This window comes from Streptosporangium sp. NPDC001681 (assembly GCF_040298085.1).
Taxonomy (GTDB): domain Bacteria; phylum Actinomycetota; class Actinomycetes; order Streptosporangiales; family Streptosporangiaceae; genus Streptosporangium.
Window position 1 is genome coordinate 66,268 of record NZ_JBEOZN010000015.1, and the last position, 17,126, is coordinate 83,393.

Below are 17,126 nucleotides of genomic sequence, written 5' to 3' on the forward strand. Positions count from 1 at the left end.
GGAGAGGCGACTCCCGATGCGACGACCCGGCCCCATCCCCCTGATGATCGCGCTGGCGGCCGCCGGCGCCTTGACGACCACCGGTTTCACCACCGGAGCCCCCACCCCGGCCAAGGTCGCAGCCACGGTCACCGCGTCCGCGGCCGGCAACGACCCCGTCGACGGCGTGGGCATGATCTACCCGACCAGGGCCGGGGGGCAGGTCTGGCACCTGTCGAACAATCCCGGCGGCGACCCCCGCCTCGACGGGGCGACCATGACGCCCAACCCGGACGGCACCTTCAGCGTGCGGGACACCGCGGCCCGGATCGGCGTCTCCACGACCACCTACGACCAGGACGAGGACGAGGACGGTCTCACCTGGCGCCAGCCCGACCTGCGCTCGCGGGGCTTCATGCACGACGCCAACGACTGGCGCAACGTGGAGATCACCGGATACGTCCGCTACGTCAGCGGCACCGACGACAGCGACGCCTTCACCTGGTACGCGCGCGGCGCCCGGCACACCGGCAGCGGCCAGACCCCCCAGACGTGCTGGGGAACCGCCTACAAGGGCGATCTGCGCTACGCCGACGGGGCCGTCAAGATCGAGAAGGAGCTCTACCACCTCGGGGGCGACGGATACGCGAAGGGCACCTACACCGGGGGCGGTGCCTCGATCAAGGGCAAGATGGTCGGCTTCAAGGTGGTCATGTACGACATCCCGGGAGGTGTCCGGGTGGAGGCGTACCTCGACCGGGCGGGGAACAACACCTGGACCCGCGTCACGTCCCGCGACGACACCGGCACATGGGCCATCGAGACGGACAACCGCTGCGGCGGCACCCGTACCGAGAAGGTGACCTGGGGCGGCCCGAAGGCGGCGTTCCGCTGGGACGACGCCACCAAGGTCGACCTGACCAAGTTCAGCGTCCGGGAGATCGCCCCCGGCGGCCCGGCGAACCCCTGCCCGGCGAAACTGACCGCCGCCGGTGCGACCGCCAGCACGTGGGAGGAGATCAACCCGCCCGCGAACGCGATCGACGGCAACCTGGCCACGCGCTGGTCGGGGCAGGGGTACGGCGCGAACCTGGTGCTCGACCTGGGCACCTCGCGCCCGGTGTGCGGGGTCGACGTCGCCTGGTATCTGGGCAACACGCGGTGGAACGACTACACCGTCTACACCTCGCCGGACAACGTGACCTACACCAAGGTGGCGGAGGGCCGCAGTTCGGGCACCACTCTGAACGCGGAACCGTACCGCTTCCCGCGGCGCCAGGCCCGGTTCGTCCGCATCTCGTGGTGGAACAGCTCCGCGGGCAACGGCTGGGCCAGTATCGCCGAGGCCACCGTCGTCGGCGCCTCCTGACCTCTCGCGTCCGTGCTCTTCGATCCGTCACGTCCGCGCCTTCCGGACCCCGGCCGGTGTCCTGGGACACCGGCCGGGCGGCCTCCACTGCCGACAGGGAGATCACACATGTCACGAAGGAAACCCGTACGGGCGGCGCTCTGCGCCCTCCTGCTGCTGTCGGCGCTCGGCGCCGGAGGCACCGCGCAGGCCGACGAGCAGGCCCGAGGCCGAGCCGTCGCCGTCCCCTCCGACGTCGTCCCGGCCATTCCCGGGTGTACCACCGCCCAGCCGGTCTCCGGCGTGACGGCCAGCACCTGGGAGCCGGTGAACCCGCCGCGGCAGGCGGTCGACGGCGACACCTCCACCAGGTGGTCGGGGGAGGGGTTCGGCGCGAACCTGGTGCTCGACCTGGGCCAGGCGCGCACCATGTGCGGCCTGAAGATCGCCTGGCACCGGGGCGACCTGCGGTGGAACGACTTCGACATCTACACCTCGCCGGACGGCGCGGCCTACACCAAGGTCTGGGCCGGCCGCAGCTCCGGGAGCACCGCGGGCTTCGAGAGCTACCCGTACGCCGCGCCGGTCAGCGCCCGCTACGTGCGGATCTCCTTCTGGCAGAGCCTGGAGGGCTCCTGGGCCAGCGTCAGCGAGACCGCCGCGCTCGGTCCCGACGGGGGCCAGGGCGGCGAGCAGGTGGTCGTGGCGGCGGGTGACATGGTCACCACCTGCCAGGGCAGCGGCTGCGCGCACACGCGCACCTCCGACAGGGTCCTCGCCATCGACCCCGCCGCCGTGCTGACCCTGGGCGACAACCAGTACGAGAACGGCACCTATGACGAGTTCACCCGCTACTACGCGCCGACCTGGGGCCGGTTCAAGGCGAGGACCAAGCCGACGCCGGGCAACCACGAGTACGGGCTCGGCGACGGAGCGGCGGGCTACTTCAAGTACTTCGGCGCGGCGGCCACACCCGCGGGGAAGAGCTGGTACAGCTTCGACCTGGGCAACTGGCACATCGTTTCGCTCAACTCCGAGACGAGCCGGACCGCGGGCAGTGAGCAGGTCACCTGGCTCCAGAACGACCTCGCTCGCAACACCAAACCCTGCGTGCTGGCCTACTGGCACCGCCCGCTCTTCAGCTCCGGCTCCTCGCACGGCAACTTCCCCAACATGAGGCCGTTCTGGGACGTCCTGTACGGCGTCCGCGCGGATCTGGTGCTCAGCGGTCACGACCACGACTACGAGCGGTTCGCGAAGCAGAAGCCGACCGCCGAGCCCTCCTCGTCGGGGATCCGGCAGTTCATCGTCGGCACCGGGGGCGCGTCGACGAGCCCCTTCGGCACGATCCGGGCCAACAGCGAGAAGCGCCTGCTGGCGAACGGGGTGCTCAAGCTCACCCTGGCCGCGGGCGGCTACTCGTGGCAGTTCGTGCGGTACGACGGCGCGGTCCTCGACAGCGGGGGCCCGGTCTCCTGCAACTGATCGGGTCTTCGCCTCATGTCCCCACTCGTCCGTACCTGCGGGTGATCGGCCCGGTCACCGCTCCACCGCTCGCAGAGGAGGCGGTTCCACGTGTACCTGTCGACCGCCGGGTCCGCACCCGTGGCACGGGAGGGCGGCCCGGTCCGCCGCCTGCTGTCGGGCAACGTGCTCGCACTGGGCCTGGTCAGCCTGGTGACGGATGTCTCCGCCGAGATGGTGACCGCGGTGTTGCCCGCCTATCTCGTGCTGGGGCTACATCTCGGCATGGTCCAGTACGGCGTGCTCGACGGGCTCCACGCCGGCATGACCGCGGTGTTCAGGCTCGCCGGCGGATACGCGGCCGACAGGTGGCGTCTGCGCAAGGCGGTCGCCGGTTTCGGGTACGGCCTGTCGGCCCTGGCCAGGCTCGGCCTGCTCGCGGCGGGGCCGTCCGTGGCGGGGATCGGCGGCGCGCTGGCGGCCGACCGGATCGGCAAGGGGCTGCGCACCCCGCCGCGCGACGCGTTGATCACCCTGTCGGTTCCGGAACCCATGCTGGGGCGGGCCTTCGGGATCCACCGCACGATGGACGCGGTGGGAGCCTTTCTCGGGCCGCTGGCCGCGCTCGCGGTGCTGGCCCTGGCGGGCTCCGGCCAGGCGTTCCCGGCGGTGTTCGTGGCGAGCTTCTGCGCCGCGACCCTCGGCGTGCTGCTGCTGGCGCTGTTCGTCCGGGACCGGCGCGAGCCGGCTCCGCTCGCCGAGCGGCGGGCCCGGACCTCACCGTGGGAGCTGCTCCGGGCCCCGGGGGTGCGGCGGGTCTGGTCGGCCGCCGTGCTCCTCGGCCTGGTCACGATCGGTGACGGGTTCGTCTATCTGATCCTGCAGCGCCGCGAGGATCTGTCGATCATGTGGTTTCCCCTGCTCGCGGTGGGGACGAACCTGGCCTACCTGCTGCTGGCGACGCCGATGGGCTGGCTCGCCGACCGGGTGGGCCGCGGTACGGCGGTGATGGCCGGATGCGCGGCCCTGCTCGGCGTGTACGTGCTGCTCGCGACGGGAGGCGGGTCCATCCCGCTGGTCCTGCTGCTCTACGGAACCTTCTACGCCGCGACGGACGGGGTACTGATGGCGTGCGCCGGGCCTGTCGTGCCCGAACGGTGGCGTACCAGCGGGATGGCGGTCGTGCAGACCGGGCAGGCGCTGGCCTATCTGGTCTCCTCGATGGCCTTCGGCGCGGTGTGGCAGATGTGGGGACCGGCCCCGGCCTGCTGGGCCGCCGCGGGGGCCGTCGCGTTCGCGCTCCCGCTGTGCGGGCGGTGGCTGCGATGAGGGCCCGCGTCGCCGTCGCGATCCTGGCCACCGCCGTCCTGGCGGCGGTGGCGGTCGGGTTCGCGCTGCTGTCCGGCGCCGCGCGGCCGGACGCGCCCACGACACCGTTCACCGCCTCGCCCGCCGCCTCACCCGTCACCGGCCTGCCGGCCGGGCCCGGCGTGCTGGTGCGCAGCACCGCCGACGGGCCGGAGCACGGCAGGCTCGTCGTCGCGGGCCGGGGCCGGCGCGACGTCCTGGCCCTGGCCTGCGTCCGCGCGTACGCGGCGGGCGGCACCGGCGTCTGCCTGCGTGAGGAGGCGGACGCGCCGGGCTCCTACGAGACCGTGCTGTTCGACACGCGCCTGCGGCAGACCTGGTCCAGCCCGTTCGCCGGGGTGCCCAGCCGCGCCAGAGTGTCGGCGAGCGGGCGGATGGTGTCGTGGACCGTGTTCGTCCAGGGCGACTCCTACAACGACGCCGGTGCGTTCTCCACCCGCTCGGGAATCCTCGACACCCGTACCGGGGACGTGGCCGGCACCCTGGAGACCTTCGCCGTCACCCGTGACGGCCGCCCGTACGAGGCCGCCGACGTGAACTTCTGGGGCGTCACGTTCGCCGCGGACGACAACCGCTTCTACGCCACCATGTCGACCGGCGGCCGGACGTACCTCGTCGAGGGCGACTTCGCGGCGCGGCGCGTGCGGACCCTCCGCCAGAACGTGGAGTGTCCCTCGCTGTCGCCGGACGGCACTCGGCTGGCCTTCAAGAAACCCCAGCCAGGCGGGACGTGGCGACCTGCCGTCCTGGACCTGGCGACCATGTCCGAGACCCCGCTGGCCGAGACGCGCGCCGTCGACGATCAGCCCGCCTGGCTCGACGACCGCACGGTGATGTACGGCGTGACGAGGGACGCGCGGCACTCCGACGTCTGGGCCGTTCCCGCGGACGGCGGGGGCCGCGCGCGCCTGCTGGTCCCCGACGCGGAGTCCCCCGCACCTCTGGGCTGACCCGTCCGGACCCGCCGCGGAGGCCGCGGCCGGGTTCCGTCACGGCACCCGTCCCGGCCTCCTCTGTCAGGGGCCGCTGCTGCCGGTCCCGCCGTGGAGGCCGTCCGAGGGCCGGTCCCGTCGCCAGGGGCTCGGCCGGTCCTGTCAGGGGAGTCGGCCCGGGCCGGTCCCGCCGCCCGGTGGATCCGGTGAGAGCCAGGTCAGGCCCACCGGCGGTACCGGCCGTGGCAGGCCGAGGGCCTCGGCCAGGTCCTCCCGTCCCCGGACGCCGAGCTTGCCGTAGGCGCGTTGCAGGTGGTTGGCGACCGTCCGCCTGGACAGGCCGAGGTGCTCGGCGATGGCGTCGTTGGTCATGCCGCCCGCCGCGAGCTCGCACGTCTCGCGCTCGCGCTCGCTTAGCGCCGCCTGCGGCTCGGCCCGCACCGCCCACGGCGGCCCGTACCCCTCGCACAGCCGGGCCAGGTCACGCCCCTGGATCCGTAACCGGGCCACCAGGCGTTCCGCGCCCCGCCGGGCGGCGAAGTCGGTCGCGGTCGACAGGGCTTCCCTGGCCAGGCTGTTGTAGCCGCGCTCCGCCAGTTCGTCCGCCACGGAGAGCAGGGCGTCGACGTCCCCGCCGGCGGCCGCCCGGCCGTGCCGGTCGAACAGCGTGAACAGCTCGCTGTCGCAGCGGGCGACGACCTCGTGCAGGGACTCCGCGACGGCGCGCGAGGGGCGCAGCCGTACCGAGTGGTAGAACGCCTCGACCGCCTTGGTGAACCACCCCGCCGACCGGTAACGCATGCCCAGCGAGGCCACGGCCTCCGCGACCTTCGCCCGGCCCGCCCCGGCCTCCGCCAGTCCGCCGGCCAGGGCGTCGACGCGGAGCCTCGCCAGGTCCAGGTGGCTGTGCAGGTTCGATGTGGCGGGCAGCCGCCGGGTGACCTCCTCCAGCGTCCGGCGACCCTCGTCGAACCGGCCCACGGCGGCCAGGCAGGCGGCGTGCTCGGCGAAGACGTAGATCTGGATCGGAAAGGGCACGTGGCGGTCGAGGAGCGTGCGGGCCTCCCGGAAGTGGGGCAGTGCCCGGCTCGGCCGTCCCGCCCACACCTCGCAGATGCCCAGCTCGAAGGTGAGCAGCGCGGCCTCGGCCGAGACCTCCCGCTCGACGGCCGCCCGGTAGCCGGAGCGGGCCACGGCGAACGCCTCGCCGAGCCGGCCCGCCAGGGCGAGGGCCTGCACGTGACAGGCCGCCGTGGCGGCACCCATCGCGCCCCACACCCGAGGTGCGCCCAGCCGCCCCGCCGCGTAGCCGTCGGCCACCTGCGAGGGCCGGCCGAGGTAGATGTTCAGGTACGCCTGGAGCGGGTCGCAGACGCTCGCGATCACGCCGTCCCGCACCCCGGCGGACAGCTGGGCCAGGTCGGCCGGGACCAGATCGGAGACGAGCCCCGTCGCGCCGTCGCCGAAGGCGATCAGCGCCAGCTCGGCGACGGCCAGCTCGGCGGTGGCCTCCCCGTCCAGGGGACCCGCGGCACGGGCCTGTCGGACGATCTTCTCCGCCTCGGCGGGGCGCCGCAGGTTCCAGAACAGGTTGAGCGCGCGCAACGCCGCCACCTTGGCGAGCTCGTCCGGCGAACCGGTCCCGCCGGACATGCGCCTGCCCAGCAGAAACTCCGCCTCGGTCGCCTTGTCCTGGGCGACCAGGGCCCGCGCCAGCACGTCCGCGCCCGCCGTGGTGCCGGCGTGGCGTGCCAGCCGTTCGGCCAGCGGGGCGTCGCAGCGCGCCAGCGCGTCGGAGGCGGCGCCCACCACCTGGTCGCCGGGCACCGGGTCGCCCGCGGCCAGCTGCCACGTCACCGCTTGCAGCCGCGCCTGGTCCACGGCCGCCCGGCCGTGGACCACCGCGCGGGCGAGCGTGCGGTAGACGTCCCGGCGCTCGTCCGCGCCGGATCGGGCCCGGACGGTCTCGCCGTACAGCGGATGCCCCAGCCGGACCACGAGGTCGCGGTGTACCCGCTCGACCGCGATCAGTGCGCGCTGTTCCAGCTCCACCAGTACGGACGTGTCCACGAGCGCCTCGATCACGTCGAGCGACACCGGCTCGGCGTGCGCCACGTACGACAGCGCACGGGCCTCGTCACCGGTGAGGCCGCCGAGCAGGCCCGTGACCAGGTCGCGCAGCCCGTGCTGGGACGGTATCCGGCCCTTCCACCGCCACATCTCGCTGACCCGGCGCAAGGTTCCCGAGGCCAGGCAGGCCTCCACGAGATGGCGGAGGAACAGCGGGTTGCCTCGTGTGACGCGCCACAGCCGGTCGACGGTCAGCCCGTCGACCGGCCCGTCCAGCGCCGCGCCGAGCAGGGCGCCGACCGTCGCGCGGTCCAGCGGCTCGACCGCCGACGTCTGGACGAAGGGACGGCGCAGCAGAGCCGTGACGGCCGGTGCGTCCGTGCGGCCGGTCCTGGCCGTGGCGAGGACGCGCGCCCCCGCGGTGGCGGCCAGATGCTGGACCAGGGCGACGGACGCCTCGTCGAGGTGATGCACGTCGTCGATGACCACGACGCACGTGCGGTCGCCCGCGGCCTCGCGCAGCGCGTCGGCTGCGGCGCCGAAGACGTTCGCCGTGTCCCGGTGGACCTGTTCGGGCAGCAGGGCCGCCATCGTCGCGAACGGCAGGCCGCTCGACGCCTCGGCCCCGGCCGTCACGACGACGTGCATGCCCTCGTCACGGCAGCCGAGCACGATCGGGTCCAGCAGCCGGGACTTGCCGACTCCCGCCTCGCCGACGAGCAGCACGCCCGGCTCGCCCTGCCGTCCGAGCCGGGCCACGGCGGCCCGGGTCTCGGCCGCCCGTCCGACGAAGGGCCAGGCGGGGCGGTGGTTCCCGGCGCCGGCGCCGTGCCCGCCGTGGGGCTCGTCATGGGGTATCGCCTCCGGCGCGTCGCCATACGGGCGCACATGACCTCCCTCAACGCCGGAAGTTCATCAGGGGTCGATCTTTACCCACGATTATGGGAGGAATATCACGTGGAATCCGTGGCGGCCGATGAATAATCCAACTCACCGGCGCCTGGAGCCGGTGCGGGGAACGGCGATCGCGAGACAGCCGGAGGGTTGTGAACCGGCGCGGGGACCGATCGGCGGAAAATCGGCCAGACGGGAGCAGGCCCGGACATCCGGAGGTCATGATCGACGGTTCCGGAGCCTTCGACGCCCTTGGGGCCGTCGCCGGCGGGGGATGGCCCACGGCCGGCCGGGAGGAGGAGGTGCGCGAGATCCTCGCGGCGCTGGCGATGTCCCCGGGATCGGGGGTGCTCCTCACCGGTGAGCCCGGGGTGGGCAAGACCCGCCTCGCGGACCTCGTCCTCGACCTGTCCGCCGCGACGGGAACCCTGATCATCCGGGGCGCCGCGACCGAGGCCACCCGGGACATCTCCGGGGTGGGGATCGCCGCCCTGCGCGTCTCCGGTGGTTCTACCGGCTCCCCTTCCGGGCTTTCCGTCGTCTCCGGCCTGCTGGCCGGTGTGCGCGACGGTGCTCGCGACGTTGCTCGCGACGGTGTTCCGAGGGGCGTCCCGGGTGACGTTCACGACGCCGCCCTGGAAGGGGCGGGGGGTGGGGATCCGGCCCGGCGGATCGTGCTCGGCATCGACGACGTCGACCAGCTCGACGCGGCCTCGGCCGCCGTCGTGGGCGACCTCGTCAGGACCGGGGGCGTCACGCTGCTTCTCACCGCGCGCTCCGGGGCGCCTCTCGACGGCCCCCTCGCCCGGGTGTGCGGCAGGGGACCGCTGGTCGTACTGCCCGTGGCGAACCTCTCCCGTGCCGTCGTCCTCCACCTGCTCGCCGACGTCCTGGAAGGGCCGGTCGACGGGCTCACCGCCGACGTGCTGTGGCGGATCACCCGCGGGAACCCGCTGCTGCTCCGGCGCGTCGTCGGCATCGGCCTCGAAACCGGGGACCTCGCGCGATCGCGCGAGGTCTGGTCCTGGCGCGGGTCTCCCGGCGGCCACCCCCGCCTGCACGAGCTCGTCGCGGCCGACCTCGCCACGCTCGGTGCGGGGGAGACGAGGGCGCTGGAATACGTCGCACTGACGGGGTCCCTCCCCCGGGCGACGGCCGAGCACCTGGCCGGACCCGCGATCGTCGGGGATCTGGCGCATCGGGCCGTCATCACCCTCATCCCACGCGGGGGAACGGACGAGGTCACCATGTCCCATCCGCTTCACCGGCAGGCCCTGCTCGCCGGGATCGGACCCCTGCGGCGAAGGCAGAGATACCGGGAGCTGGTGACCGCCGCGGGCGAGGCGGGTGTGCCCGACCCCGGCGACCCGGCGGCGGTGCTCTGGCGACTGGAGGCCGACCTCGACGTCCCGGCGTCACAGGCGCTGGTGGCGGGTGGGCGCGCGCTCGCCTCGGGCGACCCCGTGCTCGCCGAGAGTCTCGCCCGTCACGTCCCCGGCGCGCCGGGCGCGGTCCTCCGGGGCCAGGCGCTGATCGCCCAGGGGCGGGCGGCGGACGGCGAGCGCCTGCTGGCCGACCACGGGGGAGGCACCGCCGAGACGGTGGCGCTGCGCTCGCTGAACCTGTTCTGGGGGCTCAGCCGGCCCGACGACGCGCACGAGACGATGGCACACCATCCGGGCACGGAACGATCCGCCGACCTCCGCGTGGCCGAACTCGGACTCGCGCTCTTCACCAGAACCACCCCGCTCGCCGGAACCGCGGCGCCCCTCGCCGGGACCGCGTCCGAGACCGAGCCGCCCACGCCCCCCGCCCGTGGCCCGTTGAACCCGTTGGTCGCCGATGCCGCCACGGTCCTGCGGGCCTACCGGCTCACCTTCCGCGGCAGGCCGGCGCGGGCGGCGGAGGAGTTCGACCGGGGGCCGCTGAGACTGCCGGCGCGGTGGCCCGCCATGCGGGGCTCGGCCGCGGCCTGCCACGTTCACGCGCTCGTCCTGGCGGGCCGGCTCCGCGAGGCGCTTCTCCTCGTCGACACCTACTACGAGGAGGCCGTACGACGCGCGGAGCCGTCGGAAGTCGCCATCGTCGGGCACGTGCGGGGTCACTGCCGGCTGTGGGCGGGCTCGCCGCGGCGGGCGCTCGCCCCGTTGCGGGAGGCGCGAGCGCTGGTCGACGAGCACGTACCGTTTCCGATGCGGGTCTTCATCGGCTGCGAGTACGCCGTGTGCGTCGCCGCCCTCGGACGCTCGCAGGAGGCGTTCCAGGAGCTGGACCGGCTCCGCGAGCTGATACCCGGCGATCTGGGACTGCGCGACAGGCTGGAGTTCAGCCGGATCCGGTTGCTCGCCCACTCCGGCCGGCTGGCCCACGCCACCGATCTCGCCAACCGGCTCGCCGACCGCTACCTACGCGACTCGCGGCTCACCACCGGGGTCGAGTGCGCCTACTACCACGTCCGTCTCCGCCCGTCGTCCAGGGCCGCGGCTCGCCTTCGGGAGGCCGCGGGCGCCTGCGACAGCCCGCTCTTCGAACTCTTCGCCGACCACGCCGAGGCGCTGACCACGCGCGACGGTGCGGTGCTGCGCGGCATCGCCGACCGGTTCGCCGAGCTCGGCTATCTGGGGCTGGCCCTGGAGGCCGCGAGTGCGGCGCCCGGCGGCGGCCACGCGGCACGACGGCGCCTCGACGACCTCGTCGAACGCTGTGACGGCCACCGTCCCCCGTGGCCCCCGTCCTTCGCGGGCTCTACGGCCCTGACCAGCAGGGAGCGGGAGATGTGCGAGCTGGCGGCGGCGGGGCTCAGCGACTCCGCCATAGCCGCGAACCTCGGCGTCTCGGTGCGTACCGTGACCAACCTGCTGGGGAGGGCCTACCACAAGCTGGGCGTCCACAGCCGCCGGCAACTCGGCGCCGTACTCCCGCTGTCACCGGACCGGGAGGGCGGCGGGTGACGGTGCCGCGGGCCCCGACCAGGCCCGGCCCGCGTGGTGACGCGGGCCGGACAGGGCCGGTGGCGATCAGTTGGCGCGCTTGGCGCGGGCGGTGGTCCTGGCGCGGGTCGAGGCGTCGAGGACGACCTTGCGGATGCGCACGTTCTCCGGCGTGATCTCCACGCACTCGTCCTCGCGGATGAACTCCAGCGCCTGCTCCAGCGAGAGCTGGCGCGGCGGGATCAGCGTCTCCGTCGTGTCGCTCGTCGAGGAGCGCATGTTGGTGAGCTTCTTCTCCTTGGTGATGTTCACATCCATGTCGTCGGAGCGCGAGTTCTCACCGACGATCATGCCCTCGTAGACCTCGGTGGTCGGCTGGACGAACAGCACGCCGCGCTCCTGCAGGTTCAGCATGGCGAACGGGGTCACCGGGCCCGGCCGGTCGGCCACCAGCGAGCCGTTGTTGCGGGTGCGCAGCTCACCGAACCATGGCTCGTAGTTCTCGAACACGTGGTTCACGATGCCGGTGCCGCGGGTCTCGGTCAGGAACTCGGTGCGGAAGCCGATCAGGCCGCGGGCCGGGACCACGAACTCCATCCGGATCCAGCCGGTGCCGTGGTTGGTCATGTGCTCCATGCGGCCCTTGCGGACGGCCAGCAGCTGGGTGATCGCCCCGAGGTACTCCTCCGGGCAGTCGATGGTCACCCGCTCGACCGGCTCGTGGACCTTGCCGTCGATGAGCTTGGTGACGACCTGCGGCTTGCCGACGGTCAGCTCGTAGCCCTCGCGGCGCATCTGCTCGACCAGGATGGCCAGCGCCAGCTCGCCGCGGCCCTGCACCTCCCAGGCGTCGGGGCGGTCGGTCGGCAGGACGCGCAGCGACACGTTGCCGACGAGCTCCTTGTCCAGCCGGTCCTTGACCATGCGGGCGGTGACCTTGGAACCCTTGACCCTGCCGACCAGCGGCGAGGTGTTGGTGCCGATGGTCATGGAGATCGCGGGCTCGTCGACCGTGATGAGGGGCAGCGGGCGCGGGTCGTCGGGGTCGGCGAGGGTCTCGCCGATCATGATGTCCGGGATGCCGGCGATCGCGATGATGTCACCGGGACCCGCCTCCTCGGCGGGCTTGCGCTCCAGCGCGTCGGTCATCAGCAGCTCGGTGATCTTCACTCGCTGGATGGTGCCGTCGGTGCGGCACCAGGCGACCTGCTGACCCTTCCTGATGGTGCCCTGGTGGACGCGGCAGAGCGCGATCCTGCCCAGGTAGGAGGAGGCGTCGAGGTTGGTGACGTGCGCCTGCAGCGGGGCCGTCGGGTCGTACGTCGGCGCCGGGATGGTGTTCTTGATCACCTCGAACAGCGGCTCCAGGTCCTCGGAGTCCGGCATGGCGGCGTCCTCGGGACGGTTGAGCGAGGCGCGGCCGGCCTTGGCCGAGGCGTAGACGATCGGGAAGTCGATCTGCTCCTCGGTGGCGTCCAGGTCGATGAAGAGCTCGTAGACCTCGTCCACGACCTCCTTGATCCGGGCGTCGGGGCGGTCGACCTTGTTGATGCACAGGATGACCGGCATCTTGGCGGCGAACGCCTTGCGCAGCACGAACCGGGTCTGCGGCAGCGGGCCCTCGGAGGCGTCGACCAGCAGCACCACGCCGTCGACCATGGACAGACCCCGCTCGACCTCGCCGCCGAAGTCGGCGTGGCCGGGGGTGTCGATGATGTTGAGCGTCATACCGCCGTGCTTGACCGCGGTGTTCTTCGCGAGAATGGTGATGCCCTTCTCGCGTTCGAGGTCGTTGGAGTCCATGACACGGTCGTCCACGTCCTGGTTGACGCGGAATGCGCCCGACTGCCAGAGCATGGCATCCACGAGAGTGGTCTTGCCGTGGTCGACGTGCGCGATGATCGCGATGTTCCGCAGGTCGTCGCGGCTGTTCAAAGGCATGATGGAGTCTCACTCTGTGATCGTGGAGGCGGCCGCGGAACCTGCGGCTCCCCCATTTTAGTTGATCCGGACAATCGCTCTCACGCCTCTGACAGATGAAGTGCGGCAATTCACGCTCCGAGCCCCCTGTTCGCGCCGGATGAGGTCGGTCGTGACCGGCTGCGGGGCGGGCGATCCCTAAGCTCGGATCCATGCCCTACGCGCCGTCGTTCCCCGTGATGCTCATGACCCGGGACAATCTGCGGATCGATGCCGCGCACACCCCGTCGCGCGGGGCGGCCGACCTCGGGATCGTGCTGGCCCACGGCTTCACCGGATCGCACAGGGAACGCGCCACCCGCCGCATCGCCCACGTGCTCAGCGGGTTCGGCGGGGTGGTGGCGTTCGACTTCCGGGGGCACGGCCGCTCGGGGGGACTGTCGACGGTGGGCGACCTGGAGATCCTCGACCTGGACGCGGCGGTGCGGCACGCGCGGGCGATCGGCTACCGCAAGGTGGCGACCGTCGGGTTCTCCCTGGGCGGGGCGGTGGCCCTGCGGCACGCGGGGGTGCTCGGCGGGGTGGACGCGGTGGTGTCGGTGAGCGCGCCGGCGCGGTGGTACTACCGGGGGACCCGGCCGATGCGCCAGGTGCACTGGGCGATCGAGAGGCCGGTCGGGCGACTGTTCACCCGGCTGGGCAAGAACACCCGGATCATGAAGGGCGTGTGGGACCCGTTGCCGCTGGCGCCGTACGCGGCGGCCGCGAAGATCTCACCGGCGCCGCTGCTCGTCGTGCACGGGGACGCGGACCCGTTCTTCCCCCTCGACCACGCGTACCAGATCTACGGGTACGCGAGCGAGCCGAAGGAGCTGTGGGTCGAGCCCGGGTACGGCCACGCGGAGTCGGCGGCCACCCCGGAACTGGTCCGCCGCATCGGTGGGTGGGCCGTCGCCCGTTTCGGTCCGCCGGAGGGTGTTTACTCCTCTTGAGGGTTGGTTACAGCGGGGGACGGGGCGCATGCGGAGCATCTATGTGGCGGGTCTCGGACGGGGAGACGGCAGGCAGATCGTCGAGCTCGGCCTGATGGAGCTGCTCACCCGGAGGGCCGGCCGCACGGGGGTGTTCCGGCCGATCACCGGGGACGGCGAGGACCGCATCCTGGACCTGCTCAGGAGCAGGTACCATCCCGCGGCGGCGGTGACGGGGGTGAGCGCCGAGGAGGCCGCGGAGATCTACGCGGAGCGGGGTGTCGAGGAACTCGTCGGCCGGCTGGTCGCCCGCTTCCACACGCTGGAGCGGGAGTGTGACGCGCTGCTGGTGCTCGGCAGCTATTTCGACACCGACGACCTGCCGCGCGAGCTGGGGTTCAACGCCCGCCTGGCCGCCGAGTTCGGCGCCCCGGTGATCGTGGTGGTGGGCGCGCACGGTGACGCCGCCGAGGAGATCGCGGCCGAGATGCGCACCGGCTACCAGGTCTTCTCCGACCTGGGCTGCACCGTGCTCGCGGTGATCGCCAACCGGGTGCCCGAGGGCACGGTCGTCGACTGTGAGCTCCCGGTCCCCTGCTACGCCATCCCCGAGCGGCCGTCGCTGTCGGCGCCGACCGTCGGGCAGGTCATGCGGGCGGTGGAGGCGGAGCTGATCCAGGGCGACGAGGACAGCCTGCTCCGCGACGTGTTCGGATTCGTGTTCGGCGGTGCGACGCTCCCGGTGTTCCTGGAGCACCTGGCCGACGGCGCGCTGGTGATCGCACCGGGCGACCGCGCGGACCTGCTGCTGGTCTCGCTGGCCGCCGAGGCGGCCGGTACGGTGAGACCGGCCGGGGTCGTGCTCACCGTGGGGGAGCGGCCCACGGCGGCCGTACGGGCGCTCACAGCCCGTCTGGCGCCCAGCATGCCGGTGCTCGCGGCCGACGGGGGCAGTTTCGAGGTGGCGACCATCCTGGCGGGCCTGGAGGGGCGGCTCACCGCGGACAACCCCCGCAAGATCGAGACGGCGCTGGGCCACTTCGAGGCCCATGTGGACGCCGCCGCCCTGGCCGACCGGATCGAGCTGACCCGCTCGAAGCGGGTCACCCCGATGATGTTCGAGCACACCCTGCTGGAGCGGGCGCGGGCCGACCGGCGGCACATCGTGCTGCCCGAGGGCGAGGAGGACCGCATCCTGCGGGCGGCGGACATCCTGCTGCGGCGCGGCATCGTCGACATCACCCTGCTGGGCAGGGAGGACGTGGTACGGCGGCGGATCGCCGACCTCGGCCTCGACCCGTCGGGCTTGACCGTCGTCGATCCGCTGACCTCGCCGCTGCGCGAGTCGTTCGCCCAGGATTACGCCGGGTTGCGGGCGCACAAGGGCGTCACCTTCGAGCGGGCCGTGGACGTGGTTGCCGACGTCAACTTCTTCGGCACGATGATGCTGCACCGGGGCCTCGTGCACGGCATGGTCTCCGGGGCCGCGCACACCACGGCCGCGACGATCCTGCCCGCCTTCCAGATCATCAGGACGGTCCCCGGCACCTCGATCGTCTCCTCGGTGTTCTTCATGTGCCTGGCCGACCGGGTGCTCGTCTACGGCGACTGCGCGATCAACCCCGACCCGGACGCCGAGCAACTCGCCGACATCGCGATCTCCTCGGCCCGTACGGCGGAGCGCTTCGGCGTCGAGCCGAGGGTCGCGATGCTGTCCTACTCCACCGGCGAGTCGGGCAGCGGCGCCGACGTCGACAAGGTCCGCGCCGCCACCGCCCTGGTCGCCGAGCGCGCGCCGGACCTGCTGGTCGAGGGGCCCATCCAGTACGACGCGGCGGTGGACGCCCGCGTCGCCGCGGCCAAGCTGCCCGGGTCGCGGGTCGCGGGCCGGGCGACCGTGCTGATCTTCCCGGACCTGAACACCGGCAACAACACCTACAAGGCGGTGCAGCGCTCGGCCGGGGCCGTCGCGGTCGGGCCGGTTCTGCAGGGACTGCGCCGGCCGGTCAACGACCTGTCACGCGGCGCCCTGGTCGACGACATCGTGAGCACCGTCGCCATCACCGCCATCCAGGCACAGGAGGTCACGCTGTGAGCCGGGTGCTGGTCCTCAACTCCGGGTCGTCCTCGGTGAAGTACCGGCTGCTGAGCGGTGCCGAGCACCTGGCCTCGGGAATGGTGGAGCGGATCGGCGAGCTCGGCTCTCCGGTGCCCGACCACCGGGCGGCCCTGAAGGTGGTCGCCGACCTGCTCGCCGCCGAAGGGCTGGGGCTCGACTCTCCCGAGCTCGTCGCGATCGGGCACCGGGTGGTGCACGGCGGCACGACCTTCGCCGAGCCCACACTGATCACCGACGAGGTGGTCAGGAAGATCGAGGAGCTCATCCCGCTCGCCCCCCTGCACAATCCCGCCAACCTGATGGGCATCGAGGTGGCGCGGCGGCTCCGCCCCGATCTGCCGCAGGTGGCCGTCTTCGACACCGCCTTCCACGCGACGATTCCCCCGGCCGCCTCGACGTACGCGATCGACCGGGGGGTGGCCGAGCGGCTGGGCGTGCGGCGCTACGGCTTCCACGGCACCTCACACGCGTACGTCTCCCGCCAGGCCGCGCTCCTCGCGGACCGGCCGGAGGCCAACGTGATCGTCCTGCATCTCGGCAACGGGGCCAGCGCCTCGGCGGTGTCCGCGGGGCGGTGCGTGGACACGTCCATGGGCATGACCCCGCTGGAGGGCCTTGTCATGGGCACCCGCAGCGGCGACCTGGACCCGGCGGCCGTCCTCTATCTGGCGCGTGCCGGAGGCATGTCCCTCGACGAGATCGACGTGCTGCTCAACCGCCGCAGCGGGATGCTCGGCCTCTGCGGTGACAACGACATGCGCGCGGTGGCGGAGCGGGTGAGCGAGGGCGACCCGGACGCCGAGCTGGCCATGTCGGTCTACTGCCACCGGCTCCGCAAGTACGTCGGCGCCTACTACGCGGTCCTCGGCACCGTCGACGTCATCGCCTTCACCGGAGGGGTGGGGGAGAACTCCGCGCTGGTCAGGGAGCGGTCGCTGGCCGGTCTCGGGGCGCTCGGCATCACCGTGGACCCGGCGCGCAACGTGCGGGGCGGCACGATCATCTCCCCTGACGGGGGCGGTGTGCGGGTCGCGGTGATTCCCACGGACGAGGAGTTCGAGATCGCCAGGCAAACTCTGCTGGTGGTTTCGCGAACCAACGGGAGATAAGGCACGTCTACCCATGGTGGAC

Annotated in this window: 10 protein-coding genes; 8 read left to right on the top strand and 2 right to left on the bottom strand. The window is 72.8% G+C overall.

What is annotated here, in order from left to right; translation table 11 throughout:
* Positions 1-16 precede the first annotated feature (16 nt).
* The 4 genes from ABT130_RS10005 to ABT130_RS10020 all read left to right on the top strand — a co-directional run bounded on the left by ABT130_RS10005 (position 17) and on the right by ABT130_RS10020 (position 5,109).
* Positions 17-1,348, top strand: a complete 1,332-nt coding sequence (locus tag ABT130_RS10005) for a discoidin domain-containing protein (protein WP_350954373.1) — start codon at positions 17-19, stop codon at positions 1,346-1,348.
* 108 nt (positions 1,349-1,456) lie between these two features.
* Positions 1,457-2,812: a discoidin domain-containing protein gene (locus ABT130_RS10010; protein ID WP_350954374.1), complete on the top strand. Its 1,356-nt coding sequence runs from the start codon at positions 1,457-1,459 to the stop codon at positions 2,810-2,812.
* A gap of 90 nt (positions 2,813-2,902) precedes the next feature.
* Positions 2,903-4,120 (top strand): MFS transporter, encoded by a 1,218-nt coding sequence (locus ABT130_RS10015; RefSeq protein ID WP_350954376.1) that lies wholly within the window; start codon positions 2,903-2,905, stop codon positions 4,118-4,120.
* Positions 4,117-5,109, top strand: coding sequence for a TolB family protein (locus tag ABT130_RS10020; RefSeq protein ID WP_350954378.1), 993 nt, complete (start codon positions 4,117-4,119; stop codon positions 5,107-5,109). Before ABT130_RS10015 ends, ABT130_RS10020 begins: the two co-directional genes overlap by 4 nt.
* Positions 5,110-5,253: 144 nt before the next feature.
* Here the strand turns inward: ABT130_RS10020 and ABT130_RS10025 are convergent, their stop codons facing one another.
* Entirely contained in the window at positions 5,254-8,049 is a 2,796-nt protein-coding gene (locus ABT130_RS10025) for a helix-turn-helix transcriptional regulator (RefSeq protein ID WP_350954380.1), read from the bottom strand.
* Positions 8,050-8,276: 227 nt separating this feature from the next.
* Here ABT130_RS10025 and ABT130_RS10030 point away from each other — a divergent pair, with 227 nt between their 5' ends.
* On the top strand, positions 8,277-11,006 hold the full coding sequence (locus tag ABT130_RS10030; protein WP_350954382.1) for a helix-turn-helix transcriptional regulator: 2,730 nt from the start codon (positions 8,277-8,279) through the stop codon (positions 11,004-11,006).
* A gap of 66 nt (positions 11,007-11,072) precedes the next feature.
* Here ABT130_RS10030 and typA read toward each other — a convergent pair whose 3' ends face one another.
* A complete protein-coding gene (gene typA / locus ABT130_RS10035) occupies positions 11,073-12,926 on the bottom strand; it encodes a translational GTPase TypA (RefSeq protein WP_350914874.1) in 1,854 nt (617 codons plus the stop codon).
* A 191-nt stretch (positions 12,927-13,117) separates the two neighbouring features.
* Here typA and ABT130_RS10040 point away from each other — a divergent pair, with 191 nt between their 5' ends.
* From ABT130_RS10040 to ABT130_RS10050, 3 genes are read left to right on the top strand one after another with little or no spacing between them, the layout of a single operon-like run.
* Positions 13,118-13,897 carry an alpha/beta hydrolase gene (locus ABT130_RS10040; RefSeq protein ID WP_350954385.1) on the top strand — a complete coding sequence of 260 codons (780 nt, stop codon included), beginning with the start codon at positions 13,118-13,120 and terminating at the stop codon, positions 13,895-13,897.
* Between the two features lie 28 nt (positions 13,898-13,925).
* The gene (gene pta / locus ABT130_RS10045; protein ID WP_350954386.1) at positions 13,926-15,971 is read left to right on the top strand and encodes a phosphate acetyltransferase; all 2,046 of its coding nucleotides are present in this window, start codon (positions 13,926-13,928) and stop codon (positions 15,969-15,971) included.
* Positions 15,968-17,104, top strand: a complete 1,137-nt coding sequence (locus ABT130_RS10050; RefSeq protein ID WP_350954388.1) for an acetate/propionate family kinase — start codon at positions 15,968-15,970, stop codon at positions 17,102-17,104. The genes pta and ABT130_RS10050 overlap by 4 nt, the downstream gene beginning before the upstream one ends.
* Positions 17,105-17,126 lie beyond the last annotated feature (22 nt).

Excerpts from the sequence above, each read along its gene's own strand:
- ABT130_RS10010 (WP_350954374.1), top strand. The coding sequence starts at position 1,457 with ATGTCACGAAGGAAACCCGTACGGGCGGCGCTCTGCGCCCTCCTGCTG.
- ABT130_RS10005 (WP_350954373.1), top strand. The coding sequence starts at position 17 with ATGCGACGACCCGGCCCCATCCCCCTGATGATCGCGCTGGCGGCCGCC.
- typA (WP_350914874.1), bottom strand. The coding sequence starts at position 12,926 with ATGCCTTTGAACAGCCGCGACGACCTGCGGAACATCGCGATCATCGCG.
- ABT130_RS10040 (WP_350954385.1), top strand. The coding sequence starts at position 13,118 with ATGCCCTACGCGCCGTCGTTCCCCGTGATGCTCATGACCCGGGACAAT.
- ABT130_RS10030 (WP_350954382.1), top strand. The coding sequence starts at position 8,277 with ATGATCGACGGTTCCGGAGCCTTCGACGCCCTTGGGGCCGTCGCCGGC.
- ABT130_RS10020 (WP_350954378.1), top strand. The coding sequence starts at position 4,117 with ATGAGGGCCCGCGTCGCCGTCGCGATCCTGGCCACCGCCGTCCTGGCG.
- pta (WP_350954386.1), top strand. The coding sequence starts at position 13,926 with ATGCGGAGCATCTATGTGGCGGGTCTCGGACGGGGAGACGGCAGGCAG.